Source organism: Microbacterium sp. NPDC096154 (genome assembly GCF_040302945.1).
GTDB lineage: Bacteria > Actinomycetota > Actinomycetes > Actinomycetales > Microbacteriaceae > Microbacterium.
Genome location: NZ_JBEOSM010000001.1, coordinates 244,242 through 261,345 on the forward strand (window position 1 = coordinate 244,242; position 17,104 = coordinate 261,345).

13 protein-coding genes are annotated in these 17,104 nt (G+C 69.8%); 9 read left to right on the forward strand and 4 right to left on the reverse strand.

Going from position 1 to position 17,104, the window contains the following annotated elements:
• Positions 1–26: 26 nt before the first annotated feature.
• Complete coding sequence (locus ABTW64_RS01190) at positions 27–2,360, reverse strand: ComEC/Rec2 family competence protein (RefSeq protein ID WP_350618327.1); 2,334 nt, start codon at positions 2,358–2,360, stop codon at positions 27–29.
• A gap of 298 nt (positions 2,361–2,658) precedes the next feature.
• Between ABTW64_RS01190 and ABTW64_RS01195 the strand changes: the two genes are divergently transcribed.
• Genes ABTW64_RS01195 through ABTW64_RS01205 form a run of 3 tightly spaced genes read left to right on the forward strand, consistent with a single transcriptional unit; the run spans position 2,659 to position 5,500 of the window.
• On the forward strand, positions 2,659–3,474 hold the full coding sequence (locus tag ABTW64_RS01195) for a hypothetical protein (RefSeq protein ID WP_350618329.1): 816 nt from the start codon (positions 2,659–2,661) through the stop codon (positions 3,472–3,474).
• Between the two features lie 26 nt (positions 3,475–3,500).
• Positions 3,501–4,415, forward strand: a complete 915-nt coding sequence (locus tag ABTW64_RS01200) for an AbaSI family restriction endonuclease (protein ID WP_350618331.1) — start codon at positions 3,501–3,503, stop codon at positions 4,413–4,415.
• Positions 4,412–5,500: a DUF805 domain-containing protein gene (locus ABTW64_RS01205; RefSeq protein ID WP_350618333.1), complete on the forward strand. Its 1,089-nt coding sequence runs from the start codon at positions 4,412–4,414 to the stop codon at positions 5,498–5,500. Before ABTW64_RS01200 ends, ABTW64_RS01205 begins: the two co-directional genes overlap by 4 nt.
• 90 nt (positions 5,501–5,590) lie before the next feature.
• Here the strand turns inward: ABTW64_RS01205 and ABTW64_RS01210 are convergent, their stop codons facing one another.
• The 3 genes from ABTW64_RS01210 to leuS form a co-directional block, all read right to left on the reverse strand.
• Complete coding sequence (locus ABTW64_RS01210; RefSeq protein ID WP_350618335.1) at positions 5,591–6,811, reverse strand: RICIN domain-containing protein; 1,221 nt, start codon at positions 6,809–6,811, stop codon at positions 5,591–5,593.
• 278 nt (positions 6,812–7,089) lie between these two features.
• Entirely contained in the window at positions 7,090–7,692 is a 603-nt protein-coding gene (locus ABTW64_RS01215; RefSeq protein ID WP_502892290.1) for a helix-hairpin-helix domain-containing protein, read from the reverse strand.
• Positions 7,693–7,832: 140 nt separating this feature from the next.
• Positions 7,833–10,430 (reverse strand): leucine--tRNA ligase, encoded by a 2,598-nt coding sequence (gene leuS / locus ABTW64_RS01220; RefSeq protein ID WP_502892291.1) that lies wholly within the window; start codon positions 10,428–10,430, stop codon positions 7,833–7,835.
• A 147-nt stretch (positions 10,431–10,577) separates the two neighbouring features.
• On the opposite strand from leuS, the gene ABTW64_RS01225 reads away from it, so the two are divergent.
• The 6 genes from ABTW64_RS01225 (at position 10,578) to ABTW64_RS01250 (ending at position 17,102) form a co-directional block, all read left to right on the forward strand.
• A complete protein-coding gene (locus ABTW64_RS01225) occupies positions 10,578–11,216 on the forward strand; it encodes a DedA family protein (protein WP_350618341.1) in 639 nt (212 codons plus the stop codon).
• A 58-nt stretch (positions 11,217–11,274) separates the two neighbouring features.
• Complete coding sequence (locus tag ABTW64_RS01230; RefSeq protein ID WP_350618343.1) at positions 11,275–12,309, forward strand: App1 family protein phosphatidate phosphatase; 1,035 nt, start codon at positions 11,275–11,277, stop codon at positions 12,307–12,309.
• 37 nt (positions 12,310–12,346) lie between these two features.
• On the forward strand, positions 12,347–13,063 hold the full coding sequence (locus ABTW64_RS01235) for an SOS response-associated peptidase (protein WP_350618345.1): 717 nt from the start codon (positions 12,347–12,349) through the stop codon (positions 13,061–13,063).
• A 29-nt stretch (positions 13,064–13,092) separates the two neighbouring features.
• Positions 13,093–14,385: a M18 family aminopeptidase gene (locus tag ABTW64_RS01240; RefSeq protein WP_350618347.1), complete on the forward strand. Its 1,293-nt coding sequence runs from the start codon at positions 13,093–13,095 to the stop codon at positions 14,383–14,385.
• A 1-nt stretch (position 14,386) separates the two neighbouring features.
• Positions 14,387–15,307, forward strand: a complete 921-nt coding sequence (locus tag ABTW64_RS01245) for a 3-methyladenine DNA glycosylase (protein WP_350618349.1) — start codon at positions 14,387–14,389, stop codon at positions 15,305–15,307.
• Between the two features lie 160 nt (positions 15,308–15,467).
• Positions 15,468–17,102 carry an ABC transporter substrate-binding protein gene (locus tag ABTW64_RS01250; protein WP_350618351.1) on the forward strand — a complete coding sequence of 545 codons (1,635 nt, stop codon included), beginning with the start codon at positions 15,468–15,470 and terminating at the stop codon, positions 17,100–17,102.
• Positions 17,103–17,104: the final 2 nt, after the last annotated feature.

A 17,104-nucleotide genomic window follows, 5' to 3' on the forward strand; every position in this document is an offset into this window, starting at 1 on the left:
TCCGACACCGCTCAGGCGGACTCCGGTCAGGGCGCGCGTTCGTGCCAGATTTGGAGCCCGTCTGGACGCGGCGACAACAGGACGAGCCCCGACCGGTCGGTACGCGCGATCGTCGCGCCGAGACCTCGCAGCGTGCGCAGGATCTCGTCGCGGGGATGACCGTAGTCGTTGTCGACGCCCACCGAGATGATCGCTGCGGATGGCCGGAGCTCCTGGTACAGCGCGGGCAGCTGGTCGGCGCTACCGTGATGGGCGACTTTCACGACCGAGACAGGGCCCGCGACGCGACCGGTGCCGAGCAGCGCGGCCTGGGACGCAGCGGAGAGGTCGCCGAGCAGCACCGTGCGCGGCAGGTCGGGCCCTGCGACGTCCAGTACGACGCTCGCGTCATTGCCGCTCGGGAAGGCCCGCGACTCGGCGCGCGGCCACAGCACGCTCCAGCGGGCGGCGCCCAGCGACCCGGTCAGCCCCGCCGTGGCGGGCACCCGTCGTGCCCTGCCGAGCGCATTGAGCGCGGGCTCATCCTCGCGTCCGGCGGGACCGTGCAGGACCGTGCCCACGCGGTCGCGCAGCGCGGCCACACCGCCCGCGTGGTCTAGGTCGAAGTGGGTGAGCACGAGCAGGTCGACCCGGTCGATGCCGATGCGCGCCAGGCACGACGCCAGCGCCTCCGGATCGGGGCCCGTGTCGACCACAGCGACGGATCCCGCAGACCGCAGCACAAGCGCGTCCCCCTGCCCCACATCGCATGCGGCGATCGCCCAGTCGCGCGGTGCCGTGAGCGGGCCGGCCACGCCGCTCAGCGCGCTCACGCCCGCCGCGACTCCCACCGCCACGGCCAGCACGCACGCCGCCGCTGTGCGCAGCCGGCGATCCGCCGGCGCGGATCTTCCCGCTCGCAGCACCATCACCCCGGCGGCGGTGCCGACGATCGCGAGCAACACGCCGCCCCAGGGTCCCGGCACCCATTCCATGCCCGCCCCGGGCAGCGCCGAGAGCGTCTGAGCGGTCGCCGCGATCCACGCCGACGGCAGCCACGCCACGGCCGCGAGCCCGTCGGCCAGTACGGGCAGCGGCGCGGCAAGGCACGCCGCCAGCCCCACGAGCGTGACCACCGGTGCGGCCGGGCCCGCCAGCAGGTTCGCCACCACTCCGTACAGAGGCACTTCCGGTGCCAGGAGCACGAGCACCGGACCGCAGGCGAGCTGCGCCGCCAACGGCACGCTCAGGGCGAGCGCGACGGGCGTCGGCAACCATCGGGTCAGGCCGCGCGCGAGCGGACCGGCGAGCAGCAGCAGAGAACCGGTCGCGACGACCGACAGAACGAAGCCGTAGCTGGTTGCCAGCCAGGGGTCGGCGACGAGCAGCGCAGTCACGGCGAGCGACAGCACCGAGATCCCCGCACCGGTGCGCCCGAGCGCGAGCGCGAACAGGGCGATGGCGGCCATCGTGGCGGCGCGCACGACGCTCGGTTCGGGCGTGACCAGGATCACGAAGCCGGTGAGGGCGGTCACGGCGACGACGATCCGTACGGCGCGGGTCGCGCCCGCCAGAGCCGCCGCGCCGAACGCCAGCCCTACCACGAGCGCGCAGTTCGCGCCGGAGACCGCGGTCAGATGTGAAAGGGAGGTCGCTTTCATGGCCGCATCGAGGTCTTCGGACACCGCTCGTGTGTCCCCCACCGCGAGCCCCGGAAGCAGCATCGATCCGGGTGCGGGGAGCGTCGATGCGCGCTCGACGAGCGCGTCACGGAGGCCGGCGGCCACGCCCAGCAGCGCCGGCGGGGCCGTGGCCACCTCCAGATCGCGCGCGAACACCATGAACACCGCCCGGTCACCCGCGTCACTGGCCTCCGCGCTGCCGCGTGCGGTTGCGACGGAGCCCAGATCTAGCCGCTGCCCCGTTATCGCCTCCGCGGGCACGCTCACCGTCACCGGCACAACGCCGTGCAGCGTCTCCTCGCCGCGCCGCACGGCGGATGCCTCGGCGTCGAACCACAGCGCCTCCCCGCGCCGCTCGACCTTCGACGTCACCGACAGCTCGAGCTCGACCGCCCTCCCGCCGCCCGCAGCGAACTCCGCCACCGCGACGCGCCCCGGCTGCGCGAGCGCCACGTGCCCGGCCACAGCCCCTGCCGCCGCACAAGCGACCACCGCGATCGCGCAGGTCTCCCGCCAGACGACCCCACGCCATCCTGCGAGCCCGATCCCCATGAGTACTGCAGCACCAGCGGCTACACCGACTGCGATGGCCGGCACGAGCACACTCAGCATCGCCGCGCACCAGCCCGCCGCTCCGACCCAGACCAAGCGCAGATCGCGTGGGGCGGCGCCCACACGCAGCTGCTCGCCGTTCGACATCGGCCAACGCTACGAAGTCGACGCTGGTCAGGAGTGCGCGATCACCGCCACGTGGACGGATCAGAGGGCCACTGCACCTGGGGACGAGACACAGACTTCCGTGGTCCGCACTCCGTGTGTCACTTATCCGCTCAGCAGAACAAACGACCGCCCCATCGGGCGTCGACGAGTCATGGCGGGTCGAGGGGAGTCGACGTCTCAGCGGAACCACCAGATCGCGGATCAGGACCGGCTTAAGCGAAGCCGCCAAGGTCAATTGCAGCCCGAATCGGGTCTTTGGATCCGATTGAATGATCGCATGGACAGCATCACCTTTTGGGACTTCGGATTCGGCGTCGTCACCACGGTCGCGCTAGGCGTGCTTGCTGTGGTGGAGTTTCTCGCGGAACGGAAGCGGCGGCGATTCGAGGACACTCAAATCGCGCTGGATATCCAGGCGGCGCTGACCACGTCCGAGATCATCGGTCTGTTGCGCAAGGACACGCTGTCCGATTCTGAGCGCGAGTTTCTTCAGTACGTCCATGCGGTCGCGCTGGATCGGCAGACTGCGATGGACAATTTCAGCAAGCTGAAGCCGAAGATCCGGGAGGCCGTGACGGCATCCCTCGCCCGCGTGTATGCGGTGGTGCAATCGGATCCCCTGGTGCGGGACCGGCAGGAAGCGGCCGACGCTGCCTACGGGACCAACGTCGTTGACCGCAGCAAGTTCACGTGGGGCGCCTCTGCGGAGAAACTCGGGAAGTGGGATGTCCTTGCGCTTGCCGGGGCGAGGTGGCTGAGGGAGCACCCGGAGATTCGTACCCGGCGGCAGTTCGAGGATGAGTTCGGCCGGATCGTCCGTCCCGTGGTTGCGCCTCACGCAGGAGGTGCATCGTTCGATCCGAAGTTGCTGCTCGAGCCGGTCGTGTTCGACGGGCAGCGCGAGACGTACGCGAAGCGCGGCCACAAGTGGCTCGACGCACACGGCGAGGACGGTGTCATCCAGTTCGACGATCAGGCGCTCCGTGTGGGCTGGGATCTCGGGTTCTCGCGAAAGGGCGGCGGTGCCGCGCATCTGGCTCTCGTCGAGCACTTCCGCAGCGCGTTCGGCTACGACATCCGGCCCGTGCGGTGATCGGCTCCGGGCCTGGCGCGGAGGCCGTGCCATGGGTTGTCGACGAGGAGCTTGCGTGGCAAGCGGGGCGGCTTTCGAGCATCACCCGCAAGCCTTACGAGCTGTGGGCGGTCAGCCGGATCGTCCACCGCTTGGATGACCCGCAGATCGAGTGGGCTACGCAGCAGCTCGTACGACATGCCGACACCGGGCGGATCTCCCTGCTCGACCTGTACTTCCCGCAGTTCCGGCTCGCGGTCGAGATCGACGAGCTCGGGCATCGCAAGACGGTCGAACTGGACCGGATCCGGGAACAGCGAGTCATCGACGACGCGCGAGTCGAGTTCCGGAGGTGGCGTCTTGCAGAGACGCGGACACTTGCCGAGGCCAGGCAGTCGATCGACGCGCTGGTCGACGAGGTCCGGGAGCGCCGCCGTGCGCAGGAGGCCGCCGGCGAGTTCATCCCGTACGTGCGGGGTAGGTCCTACGATCCCGACCATTGGATCGCCCTGGGGAAGCTCAGCGTCGATGACGACGCCCGATTCCGCCGTCACGTCGATGTCGCCCGTCTCTTCGGGAAGCAATACAAGGCTCACTACCGGGCGACGATCCGTCTCCCTCCCGCGGACATGATCTGGTTCCCGAAGCTCTACCCGAACGCGGATTGGCACAACAGCCTCCTCGAGGACGGAACCCTGATCCTCCAGCGACCTGCGGACGATGTCGCCCTGGGCGCGTCGCCCACGCCCCTCCCCGTGGGAGCCCCGATGGACGCCCGGATCGTCACCTTCGCGCACTATGCGGACGAGTTCGGACAGGTCTACTACCGCTTCGTCGGCGTGTTCCAGCAGACAGCGGGGACAGGAAGAACGGTGGATTACAGACGCATCGCGGACGTCATCGAGTTCGACGGGAACGGGTGGTTCGAGATCTCGAACCGGCCCCCGGCAGGTGCACGATGACAGACCTGCGGCCCTACGAAGTCATCGTCCAGCGGGCGGAGGCCCTGTCGATGACGCGCGACTGGGAGGAAGGCGCCGAGGAGTTCGACGGCTTGCTCGCGCGACTCAGGGCGCTGGGCCCGCCCGACGACCCGAGGGCGCGCGAGCGGTACTGGGCGCGATTCGACGCGGCGAGGAGACATTTCGATGTCGCCCGCAGCGCGGCGACCGTTGCGGCAGCCTCAGCGGGAGACGCTCTCCACGCACGGGAGAACCTGCTGGGCCTCGCCTTCGCCGGCTTCATCCGGCCGTTCGCGTTCCGTCAGCGCGACTCGCGCCGCCAGTTCTGGCCCTTCGCTCTGCTCGGCCTGCCACTGGGAGCCGCCGTCATCGTGCTGCTGCACGCCTCTGCCCAGATCGTGTCACAGCTTGGAGTGCTCTTCCTCCTCCCAACGGCATTGCTCACGCTGTGGTGGATTCTGAGCTTCACCGCGGCCGCATGGCGGAGGCTGGAGGATGCGGGCGCAGAAGGAACGCTCGCGCTGGTGCTTCCCTTTCTGCCGGTGGCCTTCGGAATCGACGCCGGCCTCGGTCCCCTGATCCTCACCGCGAGCCCGAACGCGGAGAACCGCGACGACGTCGCAGTCGTCATGACCGTCGTCGCCGCCGTCGTCGTCCTGCTCTCGCTGGCGAATGTCCTGTTCGCGTGCGCGCAGCCCACCGACCGGATCATCCAGTGGGGCAACGGTCCCGCCCCGCTCGCGCTGTTCTCCGTGTTCGTCATCGCGGTTCCCGCCATGCTCGTCCTCTCGTTCGTCTTCGGCGCCCTTGGGGCTCTCGGCACTCGCGCCGTGACGACGAGGGTGTCGTCTTCGACGCGCCAGGTCGGCGGCCGTCGCGGCGCGCACGGCCGATGGCGGCCTCGCCGTGCGGTGACCGTACGCGCGCACGATCGGCGGACGGGGCGCACGACCAGCAATCTCCCGGGCGGCGGCCTCGACATCATGGGCATGTCGGCCTTTCGAGGCGCCCTCGCGTTCCTTGTCTTCCCGTTCCTGGCGTGGCGAATCGAACTCGCTCCCCGCACACACGAGGAGTCGTCATGAGGACGTGACTCACCGCAGCGAGATGGCTGGCGCGAGAGTGAGCGCGACACCCTCACGTCAGTGCAACCGCTGATCAGACCGCGAGCACGGTCAGAGCTTCGGGCGGAGATACCCGATCAGGTGCGCCTTGGTGTCCTTCACCTCCTTGGCGGCATACTGGTCGCCGCTCTGCGTGAAGGTCTGGAGTGTTCCGTCGCTGTTCTGCTTCAGCACGATCGAGGTGTGACCGAATCCTCCAGAGTAGGGCTTGCTGGCACCCCACACGGCGATGTCGCCCTTCCGTGGCGTCGTCGCCGCGGTGAGTTTCTGGTACTTCGCGGACGAGGCCCGGGCGTAGAAGTCCTTCGCGTTCCCGCCGATCCGTGCCGCCTTCATGACCTCGCTGTTGAAGAGTTCCACGAGGTCCGTGCACTGAGCGCCGTACGCGCCATCGATGTCGACCCACCTGCCCTTGTACTTGGCGATGAAGGCATCGGTCTTCGCATAGGCCGGCGGGTTCGCCGGGGTCGGCGACGTCACGGTTCCGACCTTGGTGAAAGCGATCTTCTGCGCGTCTGTGTCGTTGCATACGGCGATCTGCAGCTGGACAGCGTTGTTCTTTGTTGCGCCTGGCACGTCGAGGCACATCCAGGGAGCATGACGTGACACGAGGTTGACGTAGCCCTTGGCTGAGTGCACGGGCCGCCACTGCTGGTGAGCCGCCGTACCGCCAGACCAGGTGTTCACTCTGGAGCCGTTCGCGTTGCGGCCGCCTCCGACTTCGACCACCTGCGAACTCGAGAGCTGGCTCATGATCTTGAAGTAGCCCCCGCCGACGGACACGAGCTTGAACGCCTGCGACTTCGTGCCGTTCGCGGTGTGCTGCTGAACGGCGGTGCCGTTAGCCGTCTTGCCGGCGCGGATGTCGAGCGCCTTCCCACTGTTGCGGAACGTCAGCTTGTACCAGGCATTCGCGTCGATGCTCACGGCGCAAGCCGGTGTCACCGCGCCGTTGCTGCCCGTCTCGATGTCGATGTCGGCGATGTAGTGCCCGTCGGCGGTGCGATACCAGATGTCGGAGTAGCCACCCTTGACGTACTTGGAGAAGTAGCCCTTCACCGGCTGGCCCTTCTCGTAACAGACGAGCCCGACCTTCGTGCCGACTTTGTACGTGCCCCGCTGTGTCGACGACAACGTGGATTGCGACATCTTCTGCGTGGCAGCCTTGACGGTCGCGGTAGCCGATGCGGCGTACGCGCCCGTCGGCGCGGCGATGAGGGCGAGTGAGAGGCCAACGGCGGCCACGAGGGCAAGGGGACGCGTCTTCTTCATGGTCTCCTCCAGGGTTCGGAATCTCGAAACTCGGGGCGCATATCCACCCCATGAGCGACATCAATCGATGAAAGGAGCCGAACAAGGCAGAACAAATACTTTCCGTTCTCTTCGCGCCATTGCCGACGCCGAATGGCCGCTGCGTGAGCGCCGTCTCTTCGGCCGGGGCCTGCCGCGACGTGCCGCAGTCCCGCCGCACCAGTCGCTGAACGGGCAGCACGGATGCCAGACGAGATCGCAAGCCAGCGGATCGCATCGACTCGCCCACGGGAGGACGCTCATCCGACCCTGACGTGCGGCCGCAGCGACTCGAGCATCTTCTCGCCGATTCCGGGCACGGCGAGCAGATCTTCGACGGCCGCGAACCGGCCGTTGGCGTCGCGCCACTCGAGGATGCGCTGCGCCATCGCCGGTCCGATGCGCGGCAGCTGCTCGAGCGCGGCGGCGTCGGCCGTGTTCAGATCGAGCAGCGCGCGACCGGGTGCCCCTCCCGCCGCCGGGCCGCCCCCGGAGGGCGCTGCCGGGGCCTCGCCCTTCGCGGGCACCACGAGCTGCTCGCCGTCACTCACGACGCGCGCGAGGTTCACCGCGGCCCGGTCGGCCTCGTCCGCGAAGCCGCCTGCCGACGCGATGGCGTCGACCACGCGAGCACCGGCGGCGAGCACATACAGGCCCGGCGCGCGCACCTGGCCGTCCACGTGCACGTACACGCGGCCCGAGTCGATCGTCGCCCCCGCCGTCGGTGTCGGCTCGGCGACGATCTGCGCCGGGGCGGTCGCTCCCCGCCAGACGCCGATGCCGATGGTCACCGCGAGCGCGGCGAGCACCAGCACGACCACGGCGCCGAGCCCCAGCCGCACGCGACGCGGCGGCGCGCCGATCTCGGGGATCGGATCGGCACGTGTCCCGTCGCTGCCCACCACCCCGCCACGCTAGGCCGCACGCCGCACGCGAGAGCGGGCATCCGGTCGCTCGTGGAGAGACCGCGATGCCCGCTCGGCTGGGGACGAGCCCCAGGGTGCTACTTCGTCGAGAAGCTGACGACCTTCGGCGCACGCACGATGGCGCGCACGATGTCGCGACCACCCAGCGCGCGCACCACGCGCTCATCCGCGCGGGCCAGCTCCTCGAGCGTGTCGGGGTCGACCTTCGCGGGCACCTCGAGCGTCGCCCGCACCTTGCCGTCGATCTGCACGACCGCCGTGACCGACTCCTCGACCAGGAGCGCCGGATCGGCGCTGCGCCACGTCACGTGGCCCACCGAGGCGTCGTAGCCCAGCAGCTCCCACATCTCCTCGGCCGTGTGCGGGGCGAACAGGTCGAGGATCATCGCGGTCGCCTCGACCGCCTCGCGCACCGCCGGATCGGCGGGGCCCGCGGCACCGTCGACGGCCTTGCGGATGGCGTTCACGAGCTCCATCAGGCGCGCCACGACGACATTGAACTTTGTCTGCTCGATGAGCACCGGCGCGTCGGCCAGCAGGCGGTGCGTCACGCGACGCAGCGCCGCGTCGCCCTCGGCCCACACCACGTCCTGCTCGCTCGAGACCTCCTGCGCCAGGCGCAGCGCTCGGGCGAGGAACTTCTGGGCACCCGTGGTCGAGACGTCCTTCCAGTCCTTGTCGTCCTCCACCGGGCCCGCGAACGCCAGCGCGACGCGCAGCACGTCGGCGCCGTGCCGTTCGAGCTCCTCCTTGAAGAGCACGAGGTTGCCCTTCGACTTCGACATCTTCGCGCCGTCGAGGATCACCATGCCCTGGTTGATCAGGCTCGAGAACGGCTCGGTGAAGTCGACATGGCCCATGTCGAACAGCACCTTGGTGATGAAGCGCGCGTACAGCAGGTGCAGGATGGCGTGCTCCACGCCGCCGATGTAGGCGTCGACCGGCGCCCAGCGGTCGGCATCCTTCGGATCGAACGCCATCCGGTCGTTGCCCGGCGACAGGAAGCGCAGGAAGTACCACGAGCTGTCGACGAACGTGTCCATCGTGTCGGGGTCGCGCAGAGCGGGCTCGCCCGTACGGGGGTCGGTCGTCTCGACCCAGCCGGTCGCGGCGCCGAGGGGCGACTGGCCCTTCGGCTTGAGGTCGAGGCCCGCGGCGTCGGGCAGGCGCACCGGCAGCTGGTCGGCCGGCACGGGAACGATCTCGCCGTCCTGCGTGTGGATCATCGGGATCGGCGTGCCCCAGAAGCGCTGTCGCGAGATCAGCCAGTCGCGCAGACGGTACTGCCTCGCGGCACGGCCGGTTCCGTCGGCCTCAAGCTGCTCGATCACGCGCGCGATCGCGTTGCGCTTGGACAGGCCGTCGAGCGAGCCGGAGTTGATCATCCGGCCCTCTCCCGTCAGCGCCTCCCCCGTCACGCGAGGGTCGAGCTCGCTCAGCTGCGGGTCGATCGGCACACCGTCCTCATCGACCTCGATCACGGGGATCGCGCCGGTGATGGGGGCCGTCGTGTCGACCACGACCTTCACGGGCAGGTCGAAGACGCGGGCGAAGTCGAGGTCGCGCTGGTCGTGTGCGGGCACCGCCATGACGGCGCCGTGACCGTAGTCGGCCAGAACATAGTCGGCCGCCCAGATCGGCAGGCGCTCGCCGTTGATCGGGTTGATCGCGTAGCGCTCCAGGAAGACGCCGGTCTTGGGCCGGTCGGCCGACTGACGCTCGATCTCCGTCTGCTTCTGCGTCTGCTCGAGGTAGTCCTGGAAGCGCATGCGCGCCTCGGGCGACGCCTCGGAGACCAGTTCGGCGGCCAGGTCGCTGTCGGGCGCGACCACCATGAACGTCGCGCCGTGCAGGGTGTCGGGGCGCGTCGAGAACACGCTGATCTTCTCGGCGCGGCCCTCGATCTCGAAGTCGATGTCGGCGCCCACGGAGCGGCCGATCCAGTTGCGCTGCATCTGCAGCACCTTCTGAGGCCAGAAGCCCTCGAGCTGGTTCAGGTCGTCGAGCAGGCGGTCGGCGTAGTCGGTGATGCGGAAGTACCACTGCGTGAGCTTCTTCTTCACCACGACCGTGCCGCAGCGCTCGCACGCGCCGTCGACGACCTGCTCGTTCGCGAGCACGGTCTGGTCCTTGGGGCACCAGTTGACGGGGCTGTCCTTGCGGTACGCCAGGCCGCGCTCGTGCAGCTGCTGGAAGAGCCACTGGTTCCAGCGGTAGTAGTCGTCGTCGCTCGTGTGCAGCACGCGGCTCCAGTCGAACGAGACGCCGTACGCCTTCAGGCTCTCGCGCTGCTGCGCGATGTTCGCGTACGTCCACTCGCGGGGGTCGGCGCCGCGCTGGATGGCGGCGTTCTCGGCCGGAAGGCCGAACGAGTCCCAGCCGATCGGGTGCAGCACGTTGTAGCCGCGGTGGCGCCAGAAGCGCGCCACGATGTCGCTGTAGAGGTAGTTCTCGGCGTGACCCATGTGCAGGTCGCCCGACGGGTAGGGGAACATCGCCAGCACGTACTTGCGCGGACGGGTGTCGTCGTCGGCCCCGGCGAGGAACGTGTCGTGCTGCTCCCAGTACGCCTGCCACTTCGCGTGCAGGGCGTGGACGTCGAACGCGCCCTCGGCCTGAGGGCTCGAGGAGGGCGCGCTGATGGGAGCGTTCTGAGACACGGGGAGACTGCCAATCGATCGTGAGCACGCCGAACCGGCGCATTGATGCGAGATTCCAGGTTAGCGGCCCGCGGGCCCGCCGTTTCGCCCTCGCGGCCGTCGCCCTGCAGCCCTGAGCGGACTCCCGGCTTCGCGCGGGGCGCGCGCACATATGCTCGTGGCGTGAACGACGTGCTCACGTGGCTGCTCGACGCGGTGCAGTCCGTCGACCCCGTGCTGCGCACCGGGCTCGCCGCGCTCGCGATCCTGCTCGAGACGAGCGTGCTCATCGGGCTGATCGTGCCGGGTGACACGATCGTGATCGTCGCGGCCACCGGGGTCTCCTCTCCCCTCGAAGGGCTCGGACTGGGCGCGGCGCTCGTGGCGGGGGCGATCGGCGGCGAGTCGATCGGGTTCGCTCTGGGACGCTGGCTGGGCCCGCGCATCCGCGGGTCCTGGGTCGGCCGGCGCATCGGCGAGCACAACTGGGCGCGTGCCGAGCGCTATCTGCGCCGCCGCGGCGGGCTGGCGATCTTCCTCTCCCGCTTCCTGCCCGTGCTGCACTCGCTCGTCCCCCTCACCGTGGGGATGAGCGGTTATTCGTATCGCCGTTTCATCGCCTGGACCCTGCCCGCGTGTGTGCTCTGGACCGCGCTGTACGTCTCGATCGCGGCGGGTGCGGCGCACTCGTACCGCGAGCTCTCCGACAGCGCTCACTATGCCGGCTACATCTTCGTGGGGGTCATCGTGCTGTTCGCGGTGGGCGTCTTCGCGGCCAAGAAGATCATCGGCCGCATCGAGCGCCGCCACATGCACGACTGACGGCATCCCGGCTGCCGACACGCGGCGCCGGCGGGGGGCGCATGAAAGACTGGCCCGGATGTCTGCTCCCACGCCACGAGACAGGATCCACTGGATCGCCCGGATCGAGCGCCGCGTGCACGCCTGGCGCGAGCGGCGCGCACGCCGGCGCGGCCGCAAGCCCACGGTGCTGGTGTTCCCGGGGTACGGCGGCGACGGGTGGGTGCGCGTGCTCGGTCGCGTGCTGATCGTCCCCAAGCCGAAGCACACGGCCACGGGCGAGCTGGCGAGCGTGCGCGGCTGGCGCAGCTTCGTGGGAATCCCGGTGGGCTACGCCACCGTGACCATCACGATCGGCGACGAGACCCACGAGGTCGTCGCCGACCGCGGCGGCGTGATCGACGCGCGTATCGAGGCGCAGCTCGAGCCCGGCTGGCAGACCGTTCGGATGTCGGTCGAGGGCGGCGAACCGGGTGAGTCGCCCGTGCAGATCGTGTCGCCCGACGCCCGGCTCGGCGTGGTCTCGGACATCGATGACACCGTCATGGTCACCGCCCTGCCGCGCCCCCTGCTCGCCGCCTGGAACTCGTTCGTGCTTGACGAGCACGCGCGCCAGCCGGTTCCCGGCATGGCCGTGCTGCTCGATCGCCTCACGCGCCAGCAGCACGGCATGCCGATGGTCTACCTGTCGACGGGCGCGTGGAACGTCGCGCCGACGCTGTCGCGCTTCCTGAAGCGACACATGTTCCCGGCCGGCTCGCTGCTGCTGACCGACTGGGGCCCCACGCACGACCGGTGGTTCCGCAGCGGCACCGAGCACAAGGCGACGAGCCTGCGCCGCCTGGCCGAGGAGTTCCCGGATGTGCGGTGGCTGCTGGTCGGCGACGACGGGCAGCACGACGACGCGATCTACACGCAGTTCACGAGCGAGCACCCGACGTCGGTGGCGGGGGTCGCCATCCGCCGCCTCTCCCCCGCCGAGGCCGTGCTGGCCGGCGGCCGCACGGCCGTCAACGACCACTCGGCCGCGTCGGTGCCGTGGGTCACCGGCGACGACGGCGCGGGGTTGGCCGAGCGTCTGGAGGCCGTGGGCCTGCTCGATCCCGAGGCCTGAGCCGCGCGATGTCCCCGCCGCGGCATACGCTGGCGGCATGTGCGGACGATTCGTCGTGGCGAAGGCAGGCAACGAGCTCGTCGGCGAGCTGCGCGTCGATCTCGTGGCCGACGAGCTGCCGCCGCCCTCGTACAACGTCGCCCCGACCGATCCCGTGGCGATCGTGCTCGACTCGGCCAAGACCGAGCCGCCCACCCGGAGGCTCGAGGTCGCGCGGTGGGGCCTCATCCCGTCGTGGGCGAAGGACACCTCGATCGGGGCGCGCGCGTTCAACGCCCGCTCCGAGGAGCTCGAGGACAAGCGGATGTTCCAGAACGCGCTACAGAAGCGGCGCGCGATCGTCCCCTCGAGCGGCTACTACGAGTGGCAGCGGCAGGGCGACGTGAAGGTGCCGCACTTCATCCATCCCGCCGACGGCTCGCCGTTGCTCTTCGCCGGCCTGTACGAGTGGTGGAAGGACCCGGCGAAGGCCGAGGACGACCCCGCGCGGTGGGTGCTGAGCTTCACCATCCTGACGCGTGACGCGATCGGCGAGCTCGGGTCCATCCACGGCCGCATGCCGGTGTTCCTCGACGTCGACCACGCCGACGCGTGGCTCGACCCGACCATCGACTATCCCCGCGACGTGCTCGACGCCGCGGTCGACGCCGCGCCGTACGTCGCGGAGACGCTCGCGTTCCATCCGGTCGGGAAGGCGGTGGGCAACGTGCGCAACAACTCTGCCGAGCTGATCGAGCCGGTTCCGGCCGCCTGACTCCGCTCGGCCCTGGGGATAATGGTCGGATGACCGCCGACCGCGTTCCCGCCGATGCCCGAGCCCATATCGACGATCTCGCCGCCTTCGTGACGGCCTCGCCGTCGTCGTACCACGCGGCTGCCGAGATCGCCCGGCGCGCCGAGGACGCCGGCTACGCGCGGCTGCGCGAGGACGAGCCGTGGGACGTCGCTCCCGGCGGCAGCTATGTGGTCGTGCGCGACGGGTCGGTCGTCGCGTTCGCACTGCCTGCGGAGGCCGGCCCGACCATGCCGTTCACCATCGTGGGCGCGCACACCGACTCCCCGGGCTTCAAGCTCAAGCCGAAGCCGACGACACACGGCCCCGGCGGGTGGTGGCAGCTGGGGCTCGAGGTGTACGGAGGCCCGCTCCTGAACTCGTGGCTCGACCGCGAGCTCGAGCTGGCCGGCCGCATCGTGACGCTGGAGGGCGAAGAGCATCTGGTGCGCACGGGCTCGCTGCTGCGCATTCCCCAGCTTGCGGTCCACCTCGATCGGGGCGTCAACAACGACGGGCTCACGCTCGACAAGCAGCGCCACACGCAGCCGGTGTGGGGTCTGGGCGATGAGGAGAGCGCGGACATCCTGCAGGCGCTCGCCTCGCGCGCAGGCATCGACGCGGCGCAGATCGGCGGCTACGACGTGGTCGTGGCCGACACGCAGGAGCCGCGCACGTTCGGCCACGCCCAGGAGCTGTTCGCCTCGGGCCGGCTCGACAACCTGCTCTCCGCCCATGCCGCTCTCGTGGCCCAGCTCGCGACGACCCCGCGCACGTCGATCGCGATGTACGCGGCATTCGACCACGAGGAGATCGGCAGCGCGTCGCGCTCGGGCGCCGCCGGCCCCTTTCTCGAGGACGTCCTGCTCCGCGTCTCAGCTTCCCTGGGCGCCGACACGGAACAGCGGGCGCAGGCGTTCGCAGCGTCGCTGCACATCTCGAGCGACGTCGGACACGCGGTCCACCCCAACTACCCGGAGCGCCACGACCCCGTGAACAAGCCGGTGGCGGGCGGCGGCCCCATCCTCAAGATCAATGCGAACCAGCGCTACGCGACCGACGCGCACGGGGCCGCGGCCTGGAACGCGGCCTGTGAGTCGGCGGGGGTCCCGACCCAGGAGTTCGTCTCGAACAACGCCATGCCGTGCGGATCGACGATCGGCCCGATCGCAGCGACCCGCCTCGGCATCCGCACGGTCGACGTGGGGGTGCCCATCCTGTCCATGCACTCGGCTCGTGAGCTCACGGCCGTGGTCGACCCGTGGTACCTCTCGCGCGCGATGCGCGCGGTGCTCGACCGCTGACATGACCACTCCCCTCGCCACGCCTCTCGTCACGCGTCTGACACGCGACGAGTGGCGAGCGCGCGAGCGGGAGCACGAGCTGCGGGCAGACGCCCTCACGGCCGCGCACCGAGAACGCGCGGCGCACGGCGAGAAGCACCCGGTGTGGGACTTCCTGTTCACGTACTACTCGTACAGGCCCTCGCTGCTGCGCCGTTGGCACCCGGGACCCGGCGTGGAGCTCGAGCAGGCTGCGGCCGCCCGCGAGGGGTGGCGCTGGTACGTGCCCGGGACCGCGCCGGGCTCGCTCGTCGTGGACGCGGAGGGGTTCGCGCGCGAGAAGGCGCCACTCGCGCGCCTGATCGACATCATGCTGCGGCGCACGGCCGACCGTCCGGGCCGGTTCGACTGCTTCGGTCTGCACGAGTGGGCCATGGTCTACCGGGAGAGCGAGCATCGCCATCCCGTGCCCCTCCGGCTGGGTCAGGCCGGGACGGATGACGTCGTCGAGAGCCACGACCTCAGGTGCACGCACTTCGACGCCTTCCGCTTCTTCACGCCCGATGCCGTGCCCCGCAACCAGCACGCGCCCTCGCGCGACACCCAGCCGCTGCTCGACCAGCCCGGGTGCCTTCACGCGGGCATGGACGTCTACAAATGGGCCATGAAGCTCGGTCCGCTCGTGCCCGGGCACCTGCTGCTCGACGCGTTCGAGCTGGCGCGCGACATCCGGCGGCTCGACATGGAGGCCGCGCCCTATGACCTCGCGGCGTGGGGCGTCGAGCCCGTGCGCATCGAGACGCCCGAGGGCAAGGCCGAGTACGTGCGCCGGCAGCGCGCCTTCGCCGAGCGCGGCAACGTGCTGCGGCGACGCATCCTCGATGCGTGGCGCCCGGCCGGTGCTCAAGATGCCGGATCGCCCGGCGACGTTGCAACTCTGTAAACAGATCGCCCAACCCGGAGAGTGGGATTCGTCACATCCGCCTCCGTGTGCGAGGATCACGGATCATGCGCCCACCCCACCGGCGCACTGTCCCGAATCGCGCAGGCAGCCGAGCTGCGAGCCCGGATCTGCGCGGACAGCACCCAGAAAGAGGCACAGAATGGCTTCCCCCAGAAAGTCAGCCCGCACGCGCGCGCTCGTCGCGATTCCCGCGGTCGCCGCATTCGCCCTCGCCGGCTGCTCGGCCGGCGGCTCGAACGGCGGCGGCGGTGACGCCGGCGGCGGCGACAACCTGATCCTCGTCGGCACCACCGACAAGGTCACCACGCTCGACCCGGCCGGCTCGTACGACAACGGCTCGCTCGCGGTGCAGACCCAGGTGTTCCCGTACCTGGTCAACACCGACTACAACAGCACCGAGGTCGTGCCCGACCTGGCGGAGACAGCGGAGTTCACGTCGCCGACCGAGTACACGGTCACCCTGCCCGAGGGCCTGAAGTGGGCCAACGGCAACGACCTCACCTCGAGCGATGTGAAGTTCTCGTTCGACCGCAACCTGGCCATCGCCGACCCGAACGGCGCGTCGTCGCTGCTCTACAACCTCGACTCGGTCGAGACGCCGGACGAGACCACCGTCGTGTTCAAGCTGAAGACCGAGAACGACCAGGTCTTCCCGTTCATCCTCACGAGCTTCCCCGGCGCGATCGTCGACGAGGAGGTCTTCTCGGCCGACGCGATCACCCCCGACCAGGAGATCGTCGACGCGAACGCGTTCGGTGGCCCGTACACGATCACCGAGTACAACTTCAACGAGACCGTCGAGTTCACGCCCAACGAGAGCTACCAGGGCCTGCTCGACGCGCCCGTCAACGACGGCGTCATCCTGAACTACTACTCCGAGTCGTCGAACCTGAAGCTCGCCGTGCAGCAGGGCGACGTGGACGTGGCCCACCGCAGCCTGGCCCCGACCGACATCGCCGACCTGAGCGGCGACGACAACCTGACCGTGCACGAGGGCCCCGGCGGCGAGATCCGCTACATCGTGTTCAACTTCGACACGCAGCCCTACGGCGCCAAGACGCCCGAGGCCGACGAGGCCAAGGCCCTGGCGGTGCGCCAGGCCGTCGCGTCGCTCGTGGACCGCGAGGCGATCAGCGAGCAGGTCTACAACGGCACGTACACGCCGCTGTACTCCTACGTGCCCGAGGGCTTCGCCGGTGCCACCGAGGCGCTGAAGGGCCTCTACGGCGACGGCGAGGGCGGTCCGGACGCCGCGAAGGCCGCCGAGCTGCTCGAGGCCGCGGGCGTCGAGACGCCCGTCGCGCTGAGCCTGCAGTACAGCCCTGACCACTATGGCCCCAACTCGGGCGACGAGTACGCCATGGTCGAGGAGCAGCTGGAGGCCGACGGCCTGTTCGACGTCACGCTGCAGTCGACCGAGTGGGTGCAGTACTCGAAGGACCGCACCTCCGACGTGTACCCCGCGTACCAGCTGGGCTGGTTCCCCGACTACTCGGACGCCGACAACTACCTGACGCCGTTCTTCCTGACGGAGAACTTCCTCGCCAACCACTACTCGAACCCCGAGGTCGACGAGATGATCCTGCAGCAGGCCGTGACGCCGGATGCCGACGAGCGCACCGCGCTGATCGAGGACATCCAGCAGAAGGTCGCGGAGGACCTGTCGACCGTGCCGCTGCTGCAGGGCGCTCAGACGCTCGTCAGCTCGGCCGACATCGACGGCGTCGTGCTCGACGCCTCGTTCAAGCTGCGCTTCGCGCCGCTGACGCGCTGATC

Excerpts from the sequence above, each read along its gene's own strand:
- ABTW64_RS01190 (WP_350618327.1), bottom strand. The coding sequence starts at position 2,360 with ATGTCGAACGGCGAGCAGCTGCGTGTGGGCGCCGCCCCACGCGATCTG.
- ABTW64_RS01195 (WP_350618329.1), top strand. The coding sequence starts at position 2,659 with ATGGACAGCATCACCTTTTGGGACTTCGGATTCGGCGTCGTCACCACG.
- ABTW64_RS01205 (WP_350618333.1), top strand. The coding sequence starts at position 4,412 with ATGACAGACCTGCGGCCCTACGAAGTCATCGTCCAGCGGGCGGAGGCC.
- ABTW64_RS01210 (WP_350618335.1), bottom strand. The coding sequence starts at position 6,811 with ATGAAGAAGACGCGTCCCCTTGCCCTCGTGGCCGCCGTTGGCCTCTCA.
- ABTW64_RS01230 (WP_350618343.1), top strand. The coding sequence starts at position 11,275 with ATGTCTGCTCCCACGCCACGAGACAGGATCCACTGGATCGCCCGGATC.
- ABTW64_RS01235 (WP_350618345.1), top strand. The coding sequence starts at position 12,347 with ATGTGCGGACGATTCGTCGTGGCGAAGGCAGGCAACGAGCTCGTCGGC.
- ABTW64_RS01240 (WP_350618347.1), top strand. The coding sequence starts at position 13,093 with ATGACCGCCGACCGCGTTCCCGCCGATGCCCGAGCCCATATCGACGAT.
- ABTW64_RS01245 (WP_350618349.1), top strand. The coding sequence starts at position 14,387 with ATGACCACTCCCCTCGCCACGCCTCTCGTCACGCGTCTGACACGCGAC.
- ABTW64_RS01250 (WP_350618351.1), top strand. The coding sequence starts at position 15,468 with ATGGCTTCCCCCAGAAAGTCAGCCCGCACGCGCGCGCTCGTCGCGATT.